At 71.6% G+C, this 17,346-nt stretch carries 16 protein-coding genes; 9 read left to right on the forward strand and 7 right to left on the reverse strand.

All coding sequences use genetic code 11. The annotated features are described in order from the left end of the window. Nucleotides 1–41: 41 nt before the first annotated feature. Entirely contained in the window at nucleotides 42–305 is a 264-nt protein-coding gene (locus tag ABD366_RS12450) for a DUF5133 domain-containing protein (protein ID WP_324775430.1), read from the forward strand. On the opposite strand, the gene ABD366_RS12455 is transcribed toward ABD366_RS12450, so the two are convergent. After that, a complete protein-coding gene (locus ABD366_RS12455) occupies nucleotides 294–2,075 on the reverse strand; it encodes a coagulation factor 5/8 type domain-containing protein (protein WP_324775432.1) in 1,782 nt (593 codons plus the stop codon). The two genes, ABD366_RS12450 and ABD366_RS12455, sit on opposite strands and share 12 nt — an antisense overlap. Nucleotides 2,076–2,348: 273 nt before the next feature. Then, nucleotides 2,349–2,921: a DUF4232 domain-containing protein gene (locus ABD366_RS12460; RefSeq protein WP_324775434.1), complete on the reverse strand. Its 573-nt coding sequence runs from the start codon at nucleotides 2,919–2,921 to the stop codon at nucleotides 2,349–2,351. Between the two features lie 165 nt (nucleotides 2,922–3,086). On the opposite strand from ABD366_RS12460, the gene ABD366_RS12465 reads away from it, so the two are divergent. Further along, on the forward strand, nucleotides 3,087–3,731 hold the full coding sequence (locus tag ABD366_RS12465; RefSeq protein WP_324775436.1) for a TetR/AcrR family transcriptional regulator: 645 nt from the start codon (nucleotides 3,087–3,089) through the stop codon (nucleotides 3,729–3,731). A gap of 143 nt (nucleotides 3,732–3,874) precedes the next feature. Continuing rightward, nucleotides 3,875–5,518, forward strand: a complete 1,644-nt coding sequence (locus tag ABD366_RS12470; RefSeq protein WP_324775438.1) for an MDR family MFS transporter — start codon at nucleotides 3,875–3,877, stop codon at nucleotides 5,516–5,518. Nucleotides 5,519–5,595: 77 nt separating this feature from the next. On the opposite strand, the gene ABD366_RS12475 is transcribed toward ABD366_RS12470, so the two are convergent. From ABD366_RS12475 to ABD366_RS12485, 3 genes are read right to left on the reverse strand one after another with little or no spacing between them, the layout of a single operon-like run. Next, a complete protein-coding gene (locus ABD366_RS12475) occupies nucleotides 5,596–6,063 on the reverse strand; it encodes a pyridoxamine 5'-phosphate oxidase family protein (protein WP_324775440.1) in 468 nt (155 codons plus the stop codon). A gap of 44 nt (nucleotides 6,064–6,107) precedes the next feature. Beyond that, on the reverse strand, nucleotides 6,108–6,626 hold the full coding sequence (locus ABD366_RS12480; RefSeq protein ID WP_324775442.1) for a GNAT family N-acetyltransferase: 519 nt from the start codon (nucleotides 6,624–6,626) through the stop codon (nucleotides 6,108–6,110). Nucleotides 6,627–6,677: 51 nt separating this feature from the next. Further along, a complete protein-coding gene (locus ABD366_RS12485) occupies nucleotides 6,678–8,024 on the reverse strand; it encodes an ROK family transcriptional regulator (RefSeq protein WP_324775444.1) in 1,347 nt (448 codons plus the stop codon). A gap of 215 nt (nucleotides 8,025–8,239) precedes the next feature. Here ABD366_RS12485 and ABD366_RS12490 point away from each other — a divergent pair, with 215 nt between their 5' ends. From ABD366_RS12490 to ABD366_RS12505, 4 genes are read left to right on the forward strand one after another with little or no spacing between them, the layout of a single operon-like run. Continuing rightward, entirely contained in the window at nucleotides 8,240–9,556 is a 1,317-nt protein-coding gene (locus ABD366_RS12490; RefSeq protein WP_324775446.1) for an ABC transporter substrate-binding protein, read from the forward strand. A gap of 14 nt (nucleotides 9,557–9,570) precedes the next feature. Next, entirely contained in the window at nucleotides 9,571–10,578 is a 1,008-nt protein-coding gene (locus ABD366_RS12495; RefSeq protein WP_324775448.1) for a carbohydrate ABC transporter permease, read from the forward strand. Continuing rightward, nucleotides 10,571–11,455: a carbohydrate ABC transporter permease gene (locus ABD366_RS12500; RefSeq protein ID WP_324775450.1), complete on the forward strand. Its 885-nt coding sequence runs from the start codon at nucleotides 10,571–10,573 to the stop codon at nucleotides 11,453–11,455. The genes ABD366_RS12495 and ABD366_RS12500 overlap by 8 nt, the downstream gene beginning before the upstream one ends. A 41-nt stretch (nucleotides 11,456–11,496) precedes the next feature. Further along, entirely contained in the window at nucleotides 11,497–12,861 is a 1,365-nt protein-coding gene (locus ABD366_RS12505) for a GH1 family beta-glucosidase (RefSeq protein WP_324775452.1), read from the forward strand. Between the two features lie 179 nt (nucleotides 12,862–13,040). Here the strand turns inward: ABD366_RS12505 and ABD366_RS12510 are convergent, their stop codons facing one another. Then, nucleotides 13,041–13,607, reverse strand: a complete 567-nt coding sequence (locus ABD366_RS12510; RefSeq protein WP_324775973.1) for a rhodanese-like domain-containing protein — start codon at nucleotides 13,605–13,607, stop codon at nucleotides 13,041–13,043. Between the two features lie 225 nt (nucleotides 13,608–13,832). Between ABD366_RS12510 and ABD366_RS12515 the strand changes: the two genes are divergently transcribed. Beyond that, on the forward strand, nucleotides 13,833–14,792 hold the full coding sequence (locus ABD366_RS12515) for an SDR family oxidoreductase (protein ID WP_324775971.1): 960 nt from the start codon (nucleotides 13,833–13,835) through the stop codon (nucleotides 14,790–14,792). 62 nt (nucleotides 14,793–14,854) lie between these two features. Here ABD366_RS12515 and ABD366_RS12520 read toward each other — a convergent pair whose 3' ends face one another. Beyond that, the gene (locus tag ABD366_RS12520) at nucleotides 14,855–15,094 is read right to left on the reverse strand and encodes a hypothetical protein (RefSeq protein WP_324775969.1); all 240 of its coding nucleotides are present in this window, start codon (nucleotides 15,092–15,094) and stop codon (nucleotides 14,855–14,857) included. Nucleotides 15,095–15,610: 516 nt separating this feature from the next. Between ABD366_RS12520 and ABD366_RS12525 the strand changes: the two genes are divergently transcribed. Next, a complete protein-coding gene (locus tag ABD366_RS12525; RefSeq protein ID WP_324775967.1) occupies nucleotides 15,611–17,323 on the forward strand; it encodes a hypothetical protein in 1,713 nt (570 codons plus the stop codon). The last annotated feature ends 23 nt before the right edge of the window (nucleotides 17,324–17,346 follow it).

A 17,346-nucleotide genomic window follows, 5' to 3' on the forward strand; every position in this document is an offset into this window, starting at 1 on the left:
CACAAGGGCGAGGATCCCGTGACGACGAAGGAGCCCCGACGATGCTGCTGGCCCACCCCGCCCTGCTGGCCGACCTCGTCCGCGAGTACGAGACGCTCCACGCGCTCGACGCCGACGAGGGCGGCCCCGAGGCGCGGCGCCGCTTGAACGACGTGTCCTACACACTCTGCGTCGCCACCGGTACCCGGGACGTCGACAGCGCCCTCGTCGCGGCCCGGCACCGGCTGCCCGGCGCCCGGGTCCACGACGACTCGCTCATCGGGGCGGCCCGCCCCAGGACGGCGGCGCGGCTGTCAGGGGTATGACACCACGGTCGACGGCACGGTGGTGTCGCCCGAGGTGGCGCCACCGATGTCGTTGATCACGTGCTCGTACTGCCCCTTGCCGCCCAGCGACACCACCGACAGGCCGTGGAACTTCACGCCCGCCGCGTTCGGCGCGGCGAAGCCGTGGCCCTGCACGATCGTCGGGTCCACGTTGTAGAAGCAGTACGAGCCCAGGCCCCAGCCCTCGTGCGAGGTCACGGAGTCGGCGACCTTGTACGCGGCGAAGCCCTTGAGCGAGCCGTTCTGGATCGCCGCCTGGTTCGGCGCGTCGTACGCCTTCTCGTTCTGGAAGAAGATCGTGCGCCCGCGCTGGCCGTTCCACTGCACGTCGTACTTGTTGAAGTGCTCCACGAATAGGCCGGTGGCCAGCACGTCGTCGCCGTTGACGACGACGCCGTAGTCGGCGCGGTTGGTCTCCCAGCCGACGCCCTCACCGTGGTCGGCGCGCCACACCCAGGTGTGGTCGACGATCGTGTGCCGCGCGTTGATCACCATGCTGGTGGTGGCCTTGCCGGCACCCGCGCCGCCGATCCGCACGAACACGTCCTGCACGGTGATCGGATCGGCCGAGTGGTCCGCGGACGCGCCCTGCGGGCCGACCTCCAGCAGCGTGGCGGAGTTGACGGTTCCCGCGTCGATGAGGAACCCGGCGAGCCGCACGCCGTCGACGTCGGCCACCTCGACCGCGGTGGCGCCGCCGTCCGGGATCAGCGTGGCGTAGCCGAGGCCGAGGACGACCGTGCCCGCCCGCTTCACCTGGATCGGCGCGTCCAGGTGGTAGACGCCGGGCGTCAGCAGCAGGTGCAGGCCCTGGGACAGGGCGGCGTTGATCGTGCTCGCGCTGTCCCCGGGCTTCGCCACGTAGAACTGGGTGAGCGGTACCGAGGTGCCGCGCGGGGTGCCGTTGCCCCAGCTGGTGCCGCGCGCGTTCGTCCGCTTCTCCGGCAGGAACACCTTGTAGTCCGCGCCGTCGAGGTACAGGAACGGCTTCTCGCGGGAGACCGGCGTCGTGTCGAGCGTCGTGTACGGCGGGTTGGGGAAGCTCTGCCCGGGCGCGCCCTCGACACCGGAGAACACCATGTTCCAGACCGCGTTCTCCCAGCCGCCGACGGAGGAGTCGCGGGTGTACCACTGCTGCTGCGAGTACGGTCCCACGGCGCCGTCGATCCGGCTGTCGGCGATGTAGCCGCCGCTGGCCCAGCCGTAGCCGTCGGGCGCGAGGTTGAGGCCGCCGCGCACATGCATCCGGCGGAACGGGGCCGCCTGCGCGACCGCCCACCGGTTCGTGCCGCTGACCGGCACAAGGGCGAGGTTCTCCGCGCTGCGCCAGAAGTTCTGCGTGGCGTTGCCGTCGAACCAGCCCGCGTCCACGGTGACGTCACCGTTGATGGTGGTGTCGTCGGGGGACAGGCCAAGGCCCGCTATCGAGGTGTAGAAGCCGAGTTGGGCGTTGAGCCCGTTGTAGGTGCCCGGCTTGAACAGCAGCGCGTAGCGCCCGCCGGCGAACTGCGCCGACTCCTGCTGCTTGAAGACCTCGTCGAGCTTGGCCTGGATCCCGGAGGTGGAGGGATCGAAGACGATCACGTTCGGTCCGAGGTCGCCGCCGCCGGCAAGCGCCTTGCGGGGCTCGGCGGACTCGGTGGACCCGGCGGCGGACGCGACGGCGGAGCCGAGGGCGGGCAGGGCCGCGGCGGCTGCGGCCGCGCCGAGGATCGTACGGCGGGACGGCGATGGGGGGAGGACGGACACGGCGGCTCTCCTGGTTCAGAAGGTGAACAAGTGGGGGTGTGGGAGCGCTCTCTTGGCGACGCATGTTTCAGGCGTGAGAAACGGGCGTCAAGAGTTGTGACCGAAGTTCGCCGTGATTACGGGGGAGCAGTACCAACAAAACGCACACAATGGGCAGTTGGCGGCGGGCGGCGATTCAGGAAGTGACGGAAAGAGGTCCCTGCCGCAGCATTCCCGCTCGACACCCTTGACGCGCGGCGGCCCGTGGGTCCTCGGCCCCAGCCGGTACAGGTCTCAGGCGGCGATGATGCCCCGGCCGGTCGTCTCCTCCAGGAGCACCTGCGTGGCCCGGTGCGGGGACGACTGCCACAGCGTCGTCACCGGATCGTAGACGGCCAGCCCGGCCGGGGCACCCAGCTTCAGCACTTGGAACGTGCGCCCGTCATGGTCCGGGACGGCGGCCACGTGCAGGGACATGACGGTGCGGGCCTCGTCGTCGGCGTCCTTCGAGTCCGACAGCGAGAGGACCGCCGCGTACACGGTGGTGTGCGGGGCGAGGGACCGTCCGGCGTGCCGCACGGTCGGCACCGGAAGGGCCGCCCCGTCCAGATCGCCGTACGTGACCGTCGGAACGCGGTCGACGAGGCAGGCCCGCGCCGAGTCGTTGCGCACGCTCAGCCTGAGCACGCCGTCACTGTCGTCGGACGGCTCGGCGCGCACGGTCAGGTTCTTCTCGGCGCAGGGCGCCGGTTTTGCGGCCGTGGCGGTACCGGCCGAGGCGGCCGGGGCGACGAGGGCGGTCGATGCGGTCAGAGCCGTCAGGGCGACTGCGGTGACCGTGGCTGCTGTGGCACGACGTACGCGCATCGGAATCCCCAGTTCGTTGCCGCGATACAGGGCAATCCTGTCTTATGCGGGTCTTGTCCTGGCAATGCAGACATAAAAGGCTATCCCGGATGGCGTGCTCTCTGCATGCGCAGGCCGCAGGGGTGCAGCGGCCGCAAGTTTGCACGGTGTGCAAGAATCCTCGACGTGCTCACCACCGACCCGCAGCAGACCGCCCCCACCGAGGGGCTGCGCGCGCGCAGGCGCCGCCGCACGCGGGCCGAACTGCACGCCGCCACCGTGCGGCTCGTCCGCGAACTGGGCTTCGCGCACGTCACGGTCGACATGATCAGCACGGAGGCCGGGGTCTCGCCCCGTACCTTCTTCAACTACTTCCCCAGCAAGGAAGCCGCGCTGTTCGCCCTGCCCGGCAGCCTGCCGGCCGCACTCGCCGACCGGTTCGCCGAGGGGACGGGACAGGACACCGACGCCGTCCTGCGCGACCTCGGCGACGTGCTCGCCGACCACCTCCAGGAGGCCGCACAGAGCCCCCGGGAGATGGAGGACATCCTGCGCATCGCCGAAGGCGTGCCGTCCGTCCTCGCCACCTTCCTCGCCCAGTGCGAAGCGGTGGAACGCGACCTCGCAGGCACCATCGCCCGGCGCACCGGCACCCCGGCCGACGGCGAGAGCGCCGAACTCCTCGCGGGCATCGCCATGGCGACCGTCCGCAGCGCGCTGAAGCAGTGGTCGCGGACGAGCGACCTGCACGACGGGGCCGGACCCGCCGCCTGCGTGCGCGACTCCTTCACCGCGCTGCGCGCCCTGCTCGGGCGGGCCGCGGTGAAGTAGGCGCCACCCGTGTGACCGGACCCCCGCGCGTCCGGCCACCCACGCATTGCTCCCCGAACCCCGCAGTACCCGTACGCGGCCCCGCTCTCCCCGCGCCGCACGGTCCCCGAACCATCCACACCCGTACATCGGAGAACCACGCAATGACGCACGCCCCCGCAGCCGAGGGCATCGACACCGGACCGGAGGGCGGCGCCGAGGCCACCGCCAAGCCGGCCAACTTCGGGCTGATCTTCGCCGCGCTGATGCTGACCATGCTGCTCGGCGCCCTCGACCAGACCATCGTGTCCACCGCGCTGCCGACCATCGTCGGCGAGCTCAACGGCATCGAGCACATGGCGTGGATCACCACCGCGTACATCCTCGCCGCCACCATCGGCATGCCCGTCTACGGCAAGCTCGGCGACCTCATGGGCCGCAAGAACATCTTCCTCGCCGGCATAGCCCTGTTCCTGGTGGGCTCGGTGGTCTGCGGACTCGCCCAGAACATGGGCACGTTGATCGCGGGCCGCGCCCTCCAGGGCCTCGGTGGCGGCGGCCTCATGATCACCTCGCAGGCGATCATCGCCGACCTGGTGCCGCCGCGTGAGCGGGCCAAGTACATGGCGCCGATGGGCGCCGTCTTCGGTCTGTCCTCCGTCGTCGGACCTCTGCTGGGCGGCTGGTTCACCGACGAGCACTCCTGGCGCTGGGCGTTCTGGATCAACCTGCCCCTCGGTGTCCTCGCGTTCTTCGTCGCCGCTGTCGTGATCAAGCTGCCGCGCAAGGCGGTCAAGGTCACGCTCGACTACCTCGGCACCGCGCTCATGGCCGCCGCCGTCACCTGCACCGTCCTGTTCGCGAGCTGGGGCGGCACCCAGTACGACTGGTCCGACCCGCTGGTCATCGGCCTCGGCATCGGCGCGGTGGCCGCCTGGATCCTGTTCTTCGTCGTGGAGAAGCGCGCCGACGAGCCGGTCATCCCGCCGCACCTCTTCCGCAGCCCGATCTTCAACGTGGCCACGCTGCTCGGCATGATCGTCATCGGCCTCGGCATGTTCGCGATCGTCGGCTACATGCCCACGTATCTGCAGATGGTCTACGGCAAGTCCGCCACCGAGTCCGGGCTGCTGCTGATCCCCATGGTCGTCGGCATCATGGCCACCGCGCTGCCGTCCGGCGCGATCATGTCCAAGACGGGCCGCTACAAGATCTACCCGATCGTCGGCACCGCCCTCATCATGCTCGTCGCATACCTGATGTCGACGCTCGACGTGTCCGACCCGGTCTGGCTCGTGTGCGTGTACGTCGGTCTCGCGGGCGCCGGTGTCGGCCTCATGATGCAGACCCTGGTGCTCGCCGTGCAGAACGACTTCCCGGCCTCGGAGGTCGGCACCGCGACCTCCGCGAACAACTTCTTCCGGGAGATCGGCGCGACGCTCGGCGTCGCCGTCGTCGGCGCCGTGTTCGCCAGCCGCCTCACCGACAAGCTGTCCGCCGGCCTTCCGGCGGAGGCCGCCGCCAAGATCGGCGACAGTGACTCGCTCACGCCCGCCCTGGTCCGCGCCCTCCCGGCGGATCTGCGCGAGACGGTCGTCAACTCCTACCAGGAAGCGCTCGTCCCGATCTTCCTGTATCTGCTGCCCGTCTTCGCGGTCGGCCTGGTCCTCGCCTTCGTCCTGAAGGAGAAGCCGCTCGCCGACAACGCCGACTGGCACGCCGAGAACACGGCCTCCGGCGACGCCGGTGACGCTGGCACCGGTGACGCCGACACCGTCGGGGAGAAGGAGCCGGCCCCGGTCGGCTGACGCATCCCGCGACGCCCGCTGTGCCCCTCACCGTCTCGTGTGCCCTCACCGTCTCGTGCGGTGGGGGCACACGTGTGTCAGTCCGTGGCGAGCCACGCGCCGTCGCGCATCAGGTCCCGGCCGGCGAGCTCGTTCACCTCGCGCCAGGCCTGGATCAGCAGGGGGCGGATCCGGAAGTACAGATACCGGCCGTCGATCGCGCGCGGGTCGAAATCGGTCCGCACGGCGAACTCGTCAGCCAGTGCGGGGGAGATCTCGTCCTCGCCCAGCGCCTCGCTCTCGCCCTCGATCCGTACGACGTCCCGGGTGTTCCCGAGGGTGAGCTGCACCTTTCCGGTGGCGACGAGGTTACGGGCGAGCGGGTTCGTGGCACGGGTCGACACATAGACGCTGCCGTCCTGCCACAGGAACGACAGCGGCATCAGATGAGGCCGGCCGCCCTCCGGCCCGGCCGTCGCCACCCACGCGTCGATGTCCGTCTCCAGCCGGGCGAGCGTGTCCTGCTTGCGCTGCTTCGCCGAACGGGCGGGCGCGACCTGCGTCATCGGGGCTCCTTGGGTGTGGGGTACGTCGGACATGGGCGGGCCCGTCAGGCGGGCGGCGCCGCGTAACACCGTACGTCGACCAACTCGCCGGGCCCCCAATCCTGTTGGCCCACGGCGAGGAACTCCCAGCCGAGGCGTTCGTACAGGGCGACGGCCGCGGTGTCGGTCGTGACGACGTCGAGGACGGCGCGGGCCCCGCCCTGCCGGGCCTCTCGCGCGGCCCGGTCGAGCAGCAGTGCACCGATCCGGTGCCCCCGGGCCGCGGGGTCGACGAACAGCCGGCTGACGACAGCCACCTCGGTGCCCGCCGGGACCAGGGACGGCGACACATCGCCCCCGTCCGGCGGCACCAGCGCCACATGCCCGACGACCCGGTCGCCCCACTGCGCGACCCAGGCCGTCCCGCTTCCGTCACTGGCCAGCCAACGGGCCGCATCCGAGGGCCAGTTGACGGGATAGCCGTCCCGTGCGTGTACTGCGGCCAGCGCGGCGACACACGCCGCGAGGTCTTCGGGGGCACGCGGCCTGACCAGCAGTTCCGAGGTATGGGTGATCTCTCGCACGCCTCATGGAAACACGGCAGTCGAAAGCGCTTGCAGATCAGACGCCCCCTCTCACTGTCCCACCCCCTGGCCTCCCGTCGCCGGAACCCGGCCCCGTACTCCCCGTCGCGCCACCAACGCCCGGCGCCAGCCCGCGAGTTCCTGGGGCGGTGCCGGTTCGGCGCGTCGGCCGCCGCGGGCGAAGAAACCCGCGAGCGGCAGCGTGGCCGCGCCGACGGTCACCGCGTCGGGGCCGAGGCGGCCCAGCTCCACGCCGACGCGCCCCACCGGATAGTCGAGGGCGTACGTCCCGATGTGCCGCCGCACCGATTCCAGGAAGCGCGGCCCGAGCCGCAGGCCCGCCCAGCCGCCGATCAGGATGCGCTCCGGCTGGAAGAGGTTGATCAGATCGGACAGGCCCGCGCCGAGGTACTCGGCGGTCTCCTCCAGGACCGAGAGGGCCAGCGCCCGGTCCAGCTCGGAGGCGCCGGGAAGTCCGTCGCCGTACGCGGTCTCCAGGAGCTCGGTCAGGGCCGCCTCCTCGCCGCCGTGCCCGCTCGGCGCCCCGCCCGCCTCCCGCCACCGCTCGACGAGCGCCTGTGCCCCGGCGTACGCCTCCAGGCAGCCGAGCGCCCCGCACCGGCAGCGCCGCCCGCGCACCCGTACCGTCAGATGTCCCCACTCCACGGCCCGCCCCTCGGCCCCGTCCTCGGCGACCACGCACGCCCCGACGCCCGAGCCGAACAGCACCACCACCGCGCTGCCGGCCCCCCGCCCGGCCCCGAACCACATCTCCGCCTGGCCGAGCGTCTTGGCGCCGTTGTCGATGAAGTACGGGACCGCCTGGGGGAGTTGGGAACCCTCGCGCAGCAGCCGCTCCAGCTCCACCGCCCGCCAGCCGATCGTCTGCCCGTGCACCACCGCCCCGCGCTCCGGGTCCCACGCGACGATGCCGGGCACACCGACGCCCACCCCGAGCAGGTGCCCGGGATCCGCGTCCGCCGCCGCGAGGACGTCCGCGACGCCGTCGCGGATGTGCCGCACCACGAGATCGACGTCGTACCGGTCCCGCACCGCCAACCGCCGCTCCACGCGGGCGAGTTCGGTCAGGACCAGGTCGAACAGCTCGACGCGGACCAGGTTCTCCCCGACGTCCACGCCGATAAGGAGGCCGCTGTCCGGCGCGATCCGCAGCAGCGTGCGCGGCCGGCCGCCGTCGGACTCGACACTGCCCGCCTCCTCCACCAGCCCCTCGGAAGCCAGCTCGGCCACCACATTGCTGACGGAACCTGAACTCAGCCCGGTGGCCGGGCCCAGCTCGTACCGGCTCAGTGGCCCATCGAAATACAACTGTTGCAATAGGGCCGCGCGATTCTCGCGCCGCAGGTCGTGCACCGTACGCCCGTTCCGCCCGGCCATGATCTCCCTCTCCCTGCGCCGTCAAGACGCCAACAACCCCCGCTTCGCGCAAGATACCCGTGTGCGATCCCTTGACGCCCTCTTCCTGTGCGGCTTAACTCACAGCCTAAATTAAGCCCTGAGGGCGTTCACTACTTGAAGTCGCAGACGACTCGCAGTCGATGAGCCTGTGTGAACGCGGTCGGGGTTCCTCCGGATAAGGGACACCTGGAGCCATGAGCAGAATCCGAGCCGCAGCCGTCGGCGCCGCCACCCTCTCGCTCGCCCTCGCCGCGACCGCCTGCGGCGGTGGCTCGTCCTCGGGCGGCGGGTCCAACGACTCCCCGAAGACCCTCACGTACTGGGCGTCGAACCAGGGCCCCAGCATCGCGGTCGACAAGAAGGTCCTCCAGCCCGAGATCGACAAGTTCGAGAAGCAGACCGGCATCAAGGTCAAGCTCGAGGTCATCCCGTGGTCGGACCTGCTCAACCGGATCCTGACCGCGACCACGTCGGGCCAGGGCCCCGACGTCCTCAACATCGGCAACTCCTGGAGCGCCTCGCTCCAGGCCAGCGGCGCGCTGCTGCCGTGGGACGCGAAGAACTTCGAGAAGATCGGCGGCAAGGACCGGTTCGTCGAGTCCGCGGTCCAGTCGGCCGGCGCCGAGGGCAAGGACCCCGCGGCGGTACCGCTGTACTCCCTCTCCTACGCGCTCTTCTACAACAAGAAGATGTTCAAGGACGCGGGGATATCCGAGCCCCCGACGACCTGGGACGAGATCGTCGCCGACGGCAAGAAGATCTCCAAGAACGGCAAGTGGGGCCTGGCCGCCGAGGGTTCGAACCTGTCCAACAACATCCACCAGATCTTCGTCCTCGCCAAGCAGCACGGCGCCGACTGGTTCACCGCCGACGGCAAGCCGGACTTCACCTCCGACGGCGCGGTCGCGGCCGTGAAGCAGTACGTCGACCTGATGGCCAAGGACAAGATCATCGCGCCCGGCAACGCCGAGTACGCGCAGAACCAGTCCCTGAGCGACTTCTCCAAGGGCAAGACCGCGATGGTGCTCTGGCAGGCCGCCGCGTCCACCTTCGCGTCGCAGGGGATGAAGGACGACGAGTGGGGCGTCGTGCCCGCGCCCGTGCAGTCCGGTGCCCCCGGCCCGGACCGGAACATCAACTCCATGGTCGCCGGCATCAACATCGCCGTCTTCAAGAACACCAAGAACCTCGACGGCGCCACGAAGTTCGTCAAGTTCATGACCAGCGACGAGGAGTCGAAGCTCCTCAACAAGGCCTACGGCTCGGTCCCGCCGGTCAAGGGCGCCCAGGCGGACCCGGCGTTCGGTACGCCGTCCACGTCCGTCGTCAAGGACACCCTCGCCAAGAGTGCGGCCCCGCTGCCGCAGGTCGCGGACGAATCGCAGTTCGAGACCGCCGTCGGCACGGCCGTGAAGGAGCTCTTCGCGGACGCCGCCGCCGGCAAGCCGGTCACCACGGAGTCCGTGAAGGCCGCGCTGACCAAGGCCCAGCAGTCGATGCCGACTAAGTGAGTGCGGAGACCGTCATGACCACGACCGCCACCACCCCCGCCGAGGCGGGGGAGGGGCGGGCCGTCGGCAAGAACTCCCCCGGGGCGGCGCGCGGCAAGAGCCGCCGCCCCGGGCGGATCCGCCGGATCGGCCTGCCGTACCTGCTGCTTCTGCCGGCCCTGGCCCTCGAACTCCTCGTGCATCTGATCCCGATGGTCATCGGCATCGTGATGAGCTTCCGGGAGCTCACCCAGTTCTACATCCGCGACTGGGGCACCGCCCCGTGGGCCGGACTCGACAACTTCAAGGTGGCCGTCGACTTCGACGCCCCCGTCGGCCAGGCCCTGCTCCACTCCTTCTTCGTCACCTGCCTGTTCACCGTCCTCTCGGTCGGCCTGTGCTGGGCGATCGGCACGGCGGCCGCGGTCTACATGCAGGAGACGTTCAAGGGACGCGGCATCCTGCGCGCCCTGTTCCTGATCCCGTACGCGCTGCCCGTCTACGCCGCCGTGATCACCTGGGTGTTCATGTTCCAGCACGACAACGGCCTGGTGAACCACGTCCTGCACGACCAGCTCGGCGTCACCGACAAGCCGTCGTTCTGGCTGATCGGCGACAACAGCTTCTACGCGCTGCTCACGGTCTCCGTCTGGAAGGGCTGGCCGTTCGCCTTCCTCATCGTGATGGCCGGACTGCAGAACATCCCCAGGGAGATGTACGAGGCCGCCGCCCTCGACGGCGCCGGACTCTGGCAGCAGCTGCGCCGCATCACCCTGCCCTCGCTCCGCCCGGTCAACCAGGTCCTCGTGCTCGTCCTGTTCCTGTGGACGTTCAACGACTTCAACACGCCGTACGTGATGTTCGGCAAGGCGGCGCCCGAGGCGGCGGACCTGATCTCGGTGCACATCTACCAATCGTCGTTCGTCACCTGGAACTTCGGCAGCGGGTCCGCCATGTCCGTCCTGCTCCTGCTGTTCCTGCTCGTCGTGACGGGCGTGTACCTCGCGCTCACCTCACGAGGAAGGAAGGCCGCCGATGCCTGACACCCAGGCCGCCGTCCCCGGGCGGCACCGGTCGCCGATGGCCGCGCCGCCCTCGTTCACCTGGGGCCGGCGGATCTTCCTGACCCTGCTCAGCGCCTTCGTGCTGCTGCCCGTGTTCGTCATGGTGTCCAGCTCGCTCAAGCCGCTCGAGGACGTCCAGGGCGAGTTCCGCTGGATCCCCAGCGGGCTGACCATCCGCCCCTACATCGACATCTGGTCGACCGTCCCGCTCGCCAAGTACTTCATGAACTCGGTGATCGTGGCGGGCGTGGCGACGGCCTGCTCGGTCGTCATCGCCGTCTTCGCCGCCTACGCGGTCAGCCGCTACCGCTTCCGCGGCAAGCGCGTCTTCACCGTGACCGTCCTGTCCACGCAGATGCTTCCCGGCATCCTCTTCCTGCTGCCGCTGTTCCTGATCTACGTCAACATCGGCAACGCCACCGGGATCGCCCTGTTCGGCTCGCGCGGCGGGCTGATCCTCACCTACATGACCTTCACGCTGCCGTTCTCGATCTGGATGCTGATCGGATACTTCGAGTCGGTGCCCCGCGATCTCGACGAGGCCGCCCTCGTCGACGGCTGCGGTCCGCTCGGCGCCCTCTTCCGGATCATCGTGCCGGCCGCGATCCCCGGCATCGTCGCGGTCGCCGTCTACTCGTTCATGACGGCCTGGGGCGAAGTGCTCTTCGCCTCCGTCATGACGAACGACACGACCCGCACCCTCTCGGTCGGCCTCGGCGCCTACGCCAACCTCAACGACGTGTACTGGAACCAGATCATGGCCGCCTCCCTGGTGGTCAGCGTGCCCGTCGTCGCCGGCTTCCTGCTGCTGCAGCGCTACCTCGTCACCGGTCTGACCGCCGGCGCCGTGAAGTGACCGACCCCCGTACCAGCGCACGTTCTTGTGAAAGGAACCCTGTGTCCGACCCCGTTGACCTCGCCGCCTTCCCGCACGACTTCCTGTGGGGCACCGCCACATCGGCGTACCAGATCGAGGGCGCCGTCGCCGAGGACGGCCGCTCGCCCTCGATCTGGGACACCTTCTCGCACACCCCCGGCAAGATCGACAACGATGACCACGGCGACATCGCCTGCGACCACTACCACCGGTGGCGCGACGACATCGCCCTGATGCGGCAACTGGGCACCAACGCCTACCGGTTGTCCGTCGCCTGGCCGCGCGTGATGCCCGGCGGCGACGGCGCTGTCAACGCCAAGGGTCTCGACTTCTACGACCAGATCATCGACGCCCTGCTCGCCGAGGGCATCACCCCCTCGGTCACCCTCTACCACTGGGACCTGCCGCAGGTGCTCCAGGACCGGGGCGGCTGGCCGGCGCGCGAGACCACCGAGCACTTCGCCGCCTACTCCGCCGTCGTCGCGGAGCGGCTCGGCGACCGCGTGAAGCACTGGACGCCGCTCAACGAACCGCTGTGCTCGGCCTGGATCGGTCACCTCGAAGGCCGGATGGCGCCCGGCTGGACCGACCTGACCGCCGCCGTCCAGGCCTCGTACCACCTGCTGCTCGGCCACGGCCTGGCCACGCAGGCGATCCGCGCGGCCGTCCCCGGCGCCGAGATCGGCATCGTCAACAACCTCGCCCAGGTCGAGCCCGCCACCGACCGCCCGGAGGACATCGCCGCGGCCCACCGCATGGACGGCCACGCCAACCGCTGGTGGCTCGACCCGGTGCACGGCCGCGGCTTCCCCGCCGACATGGTCGAGGTCTACGGCGTCGAACTCCCCGAGAAGCCGGGCGACTTGAAGACCATCGCCGAGCCGCTGGACTGGCTGGGCCTCAACTACTACTTCCCGTCCACGATCGCCGACCACCCCGCGGGCCCGGCTCCGTACGCGGACGCGGTGCGCCGGCTCGGCGTCCCGCGCACCGGCATGGACTGGGAGGTCGACGCGAACGGCATCGAGACGCTGCTGCTCCGCCTCACCCACGAATACGGCGCCCGCAAGCTCTACGTCACCGAGAACGGCTCGGCCTTCCCCGACGTCGTACGCCCCGACGGCACCGTGGACGACCCGGATCGCGAGGAGTACCTCGTGAACCACATCGCCGCCTGCGCCCGAGCCGCCCGCAAGGGCGCCCCGCTCGCCGGGTACTTCGCGTGGTCGCTGCTCGACAACTTCGAGTGGGCCTACGGCTACGACAAGCGCTTCGGCCTCGTCCACGTCGACTACGCGACGCAGGTGCGCACCATCAAGGGCAGCGGCCACCGGTACGCGGATCTCGTGCGCCGCCACGGGTCACGCGCCCGGCGCGCCGCCTGACGCCGCCGTCCCGGCGGGGCCGCCGTCCCGGCGGGGCCGCCGGGACGGTCGGGCGTGTGCGTTCTACCGCGTACTTGCGCGTACGTGCTGTCGTGTGTGTCCTGCCGCGTGGGTGCCGGCCGCGTGCGTGCTGCCGTGTGCTTGCTCGACGACAGCCTCCGGCGCCGCGGGATCCCCGCTCAGCCGCGCAATGCCGCGCGCGCCTCGTCCAGCGCGCCCGGCTCGGGCCGGTTGAACGGCAGCCGGCCCAGCATCGCCGCCATGCCGCAGGTGTTGCTCAGCCCGGAGTACACCAGGCCGGACGCGATTCCGGCGGCCAGCAGGCGGGCCTTCGGCGCACGCCGCCCGAGGGCGAGACCGAGCAGGACGAGCGAACCGGCGGCGAACCGGACCTGGCGGTCCATGGCCCACACGGTGCGGCCCGCGCGCGCGGCCGAGTCGACCGGCAGCCCCTCGGCGGCCCAGGCCCGCGTGCCGCCCGCGAGCCCGACGGCCTCGACGCCCGCGTCGGCGAGCTTCGCGCAGGCGGCGGCCGAGCGCTGACCGGCCGCGCACACGACGACCAGATCCCGCCGCTCGGCCGCGGCCCGCAGATCGGGCAGCAGGGTGTCGAGGTGCTCCGCCGGCACGTTGACCGCGCCGGGCACGTGTCCGGACGCGTACTCGCCGGGTGCGCGCACATCCACGACGAGGGTGCCGTCGGCGGGCCGGGCGTGCAGGTCGGCGGGGGCGAGGGTGGTGCTCATGGTTCTCCAGGTGCAACGGCTGTGTGGGGGGATCGGGCCGACCCTGACGCCACAGGTGACCCAATGTTCCCGAGCGTAACAATCACCCCGGGGATGAGCCGGACGCGTCGTCCTGAGCCGACACGGCAGACGCAGCCGAAAGCCGGACAGAAGATGTCGGGTTTCCCGGGCATGCTCGGCACAAGTCCGCGACGGACGGCGCGGCAACCAGCACGGGAGACGAACGTGACGCACTCGCAGCAGCACCATCCTCAGGGGACCCCGGCGCAGCGGCAGGGACCGCTCGGCGGCAAGGTCGCCCTCGTCGCGGGAGCGACCCGCGGCGCGGGCCGCGGCATCGCCGTGGAGCTCGGCGCGGCGGGCGCCACGGTCTACGTCACCGGCCGCACGACCCGCGCCCGGCGCTCCGAGTACGACCGTGCCGAAACCATCGAGGAGACCGCAGACCTGGTCACGGCGGCGGGCGGACGCGGTATCGCCGTCCCGACCGACCACCTGGAACAGGACCAGGTCCGCGCCCTCGTCGAGCGCGTCGACGCCGAACAGGGCCGCCTCGACGTCCTCGTCAACGACATCTGGGGCGGGGAGCAGCTCTTCGCCTGGGACGCCCCCGTCTGGGAGCACGACCTCGACAAGGGCCTCAGGCTGCTCCGCCTCGCCGTCGAGACACACGCCGTCACCAGCCACTTCGCCCTGCCGCTCCTGCTGCGCCACCCGGGCGGCCTGGTCGTCGAGATGACGGACGGCACGGCCGAGTACAACGGCGCGAACTACCGCAACTCCTTCTTCTACGACCTCGCCAAGAGCTCCGTGCTGCGCATGGCGTTCTCCCTCGGCCACGAACTCGGCCCGCGCGGCGCCACCGCCCTGGCGCTCACGCCCGGCTGGATGCGCTCGGAGATCATGCTCGACGCGTTCGGCGTCACCGAGGACACCTGGCGCGACGCCCTCGGGGCCGAGCCGCACTTCGCCATCTCCGAGACCCCGCGCTACGTGGGCCGCGCGGTCGCCGCCCTCGCCGCCGACCCGGACGCCCGCCGCTACAACGGGACCTCGCTGTCCAGTGGCGGCCTCGCCCAGGTCTACGGCTTCACCGACCTGGACGGCAGCAGGCCCGACGCGTGGCGCTACGTCGTGGAGGTCCAGGACACCGGCAAGCCCGCCGACGTCACCAGCTACCGGTAGACGCAGGCCCGTACACGGGGCTCGACCCGGCCCGGCGCGGCCCGGCCAGGCCCGTACGAGTCCTAGATCCCGTCGTCCGGGTTCTTGATCCCGGCGGGCCACATCGCACTGCCGCCGCCGCGCCATTCGATGAAGTCCGGGTCGTCGAGGGGGGCGTCCTGCAGCCCGGCGCGGCGCAGGAACTCCACCACGTCCGCCCGCGAGGTCGCGAGGCCCGCGTCCTCGCCGCGGATGGCGACCCGCCGCCCGCCGGGCTGCGCCGCGTGTACGACAACTGAGGGGTATCCGTCGAGTCCGTCCATGCCCCTCAGCTTCGTACTCCGGGGGAGAGTCCGCACCCTCAGCCGGCCGGCGGCGCGGCGGGCGCCGGCCGCTCTCCCCGTCCGCGGCGGCCCGCACCAGGACCTTCGCCACGTCCAGGGGAGCGGCCAGCACCAGGACCTTCGCCACGTCCAGGGGAGCGGCCAGCACCGGCCAACGACCCGTCGCCAGCTCTCGATCGTCCCGATGCCGGGATCGCCGCCCAACGCGCACGGGACAACGCCGAGTTCAGACGGCACCTGCGGCTGCTCCTCGCCCGCACCACGGACCGGGCCGTGGACCGCTACCGGCAGTTCGCCGCCGCCGTCGACCCGGCCGCGCCCCCGACGACGGGCGCGGCCCACGACTGGCTGTGCGCGGCGCTGCGTACGGAGTCGAGCGTGTCCTGATCCGTACCTGCCCAGGTGTGTAAAAGGGCTGAAAATCACCCGTAGAAGGACCAGTTGGGGTGCTGTTACGGGGCGCGCACCCCGCCGGATTGCGGTTACGGTGCTGGGGTGATCAACGCGCAAGGCACATACGAGGCACATTCCACCGAGCCGGGGACGGCGCTGCTGCTCGCGGCCGCGCCCGCGGGCAAGGGATGCCTCATCGACGCGGCCGCCGTGCTGCCGACGCTCGCGGCCGTCCCGCCCAGCGCGCTCACCGGCACGAGCGCGGCCACCGTCGTCGAACTCGCCGACCCGCTCGACCCACAGGCCGTCCTCACCCGCATCCGTACCGCCGCCGCGCTGCCCGGACCGCTCCACCTGTACGTCACCGGGCAGCTCCATCTCGACCACCGCCAGCGCCTGCTCCACTTCGCGCTGGCCCGCACCACCCCCTCCACGCTGCGCTACACCGCCCTGCCCTGGCACTGGCTCACCGGCGAACTGGCCCTGCGGCGCCCGCACACCACCACCGTCGTCCTCGACCTGGTCACCGACGCGGCCGCCTGGCAGCACGTGCGGGACGGCGGCCTCGGACTCGGCCACGGGGTGCGCCTGTACGGGCGCGTCTGCCCGCCCCCGCCGCGCCGCACCGTCCTGACCCCCGCCTACCTCAGGGCCTGCGCCGACATCTGGCGCAGCGGCGAGCGCCCCACGCGGGCCGCTCTGCACGATGCGGCCTCCCTCCACACGGGCCCCCCGAACGCACTGTTCCTGGCCCAGGACACGCAGTACCCACCGTCGACGCCGGTCCAGGGGCCGGTGGGCGGGGCGCCGACGGGGCAGGTGCCGGTGGGCGAGATGCCCGTGGGTCAGGCCCCGGTGGGTCAGGCGCCGGTGGTTCAGCCCCGGGCCGCCTCCACCCAGCCCGGTCCGGCCCAGGCCCAGCCCGCTCGGCCCCAAGCGCAACCCGCTCCGGCCGTGCAGGCTTCAGCTGCTCCCGCGCAAGCCCAGTCCGCCTACGCCCAGGCTGCTCAGGCCCCGGCCGTGCCCGCGCAGACCGGCGGCTCACAGGCCGCTCCGGCGCAGGCTGCTCCCGTACAGGCCGCCCCAGTCCAACCCGCTCCGGGCCGGCCCGCTCGGCCTCAAGCTGCGCACGCTCCGGCCCAACCCGGGTACGCCCAGGCCGCCCCCGCACAAGCCGTACAAGCCCCGTCCGTCAACGCCCAGGTCGCCCCGGCGCCCACTTCCGCCTCTCAGCCCACCCCGGCACCGGCCGCCCCGGCACAGGCACCCGCCCAGGCCGCCCCCGCGCAGCCCGCCCGGACCGCTCCTCACCGAACCGTTTCGCCCCGGGCCGTGCCCAGACCCGCCCCCAGAACCACCGCAGCCGCGCGGCCCGCCGACGGTGGCGACCCGCACCCCGCGCTGCTCGCGGCCGCCCAGGCCGGGCGGCACGGGGAGGCGTCCGCGATCGCCGCGATGTGGGAGAGCGAGGCGCTGCGCACGCACGGCGCCGGTTCGCCGCAGGCCATCCACTGGCTGGAGGTGCGGGCGGACCTGGCGCGGCTCGCCCAGGATCCACCCCGCAGCTGTGAGTTGTGGACGGCGGTCGCCCAGGCCCGGCTGGCCCGCGGCGAGGCCCGCACCGACGAGGACGTCGAGGCCGCCGTGGACCGCGCGCACCACCAGTGGGAGCAGGTCGCGGACCCGGCCCGCGCCCGGTCCCAGGCCGGCGCCCTCAGGGAACTGCGCCGTCAGGTCCCCGGCCGCCGCCCCGGCGCGCTGGAGGCGATCCAGCACCGCCTGGAAGCCCTGGGAGCGGCGCCCCGCACGCGCTGAAGGGACTGTCCCGAAGACCCGCG

Source organism: Streptomyces kunmingensis (genome assembly GCF_039533535.1).
Taxonomy (GTDB): Bacteria; Actinomycetota; Actinomycetes; order Streptomycetales; family Streptomycetaceae; genus Streptomyces; species Streptomyces kunmingensis.

Bases quoted from the DNA above. Each gene is read 5' to 3' on its own strand.
- ABD366_RS12470 (WP_324775438.1), top strand. From the start codon at position 3,875: ATGACGCACGCCCCCGCAGCCGAGGGCATCGACACCGGACCGGAGGGC.
- ABD366_RS12475 (WP_324775440.1), bottom strand. From the start codon at position 6,063: ATGACGCAGGTCGCGCCCGCCCGTTCGGCGAAGCAGCGCAAGCAGGAC.
- ABD366_RS12485 (WP_324775444.1), bottom strand. From the start codon at position 8,024: ATGGCCGGGCGGAACGGGCGTACGGTGCACGACCTGCGGCGCGAGAAT.
- ABD366_RS12460 (WP_324775434.1), bottom strand. From the start codon at position 2,921: ATGCGCGTACGTCGTGCCACAGCAGCCACGGTCACCGCAGTCGCCCTG.
- ABD366_RS12500 (WP_324775450.1), top strand. From the start codon at position 10,571: ATGCCTGACACCCAGGCCGCCGTCCCCGGGCGGCACCGGTCGCCGATG.
- ABD366_RS12495 (WP_324775448.1), top strand. From the start codon at position 9,571: ATGACCACGACCGCCACCACCCCCGCCGAGGCGGGGGAGGGGCGGGCC.
- ABD366_RS12510 (WP_324775973.1), bottom strand. From the start codon at position 13,607: ATGAGCACCACCCTCGCCCCCGCCGACCTGCACGCCCGGCCCGCCGAC.
- ABD366_RS12520 (WP_324775969.1), bottom strand. From the start codon at position 15,094: ATGGACGGACTCGACGGATACCCCTCAGTTGTCGTACACGCGGCGCAG.
- ABD366_RS12490 (WP_324775446.1), top strand. From the start codon at position 8,240: ATGAGCAGAATCCGAGCCGCAGCCGTCGGCGCCGCCACCCTCTCGCTC.
- ABD366_RS12450 (WP_324775430.1), top strand. From the start codon at position 42: ATGCTGCTGGCCCACCCCGCCCTGCTGGCCGACCTCGTCCGCGAGTAC.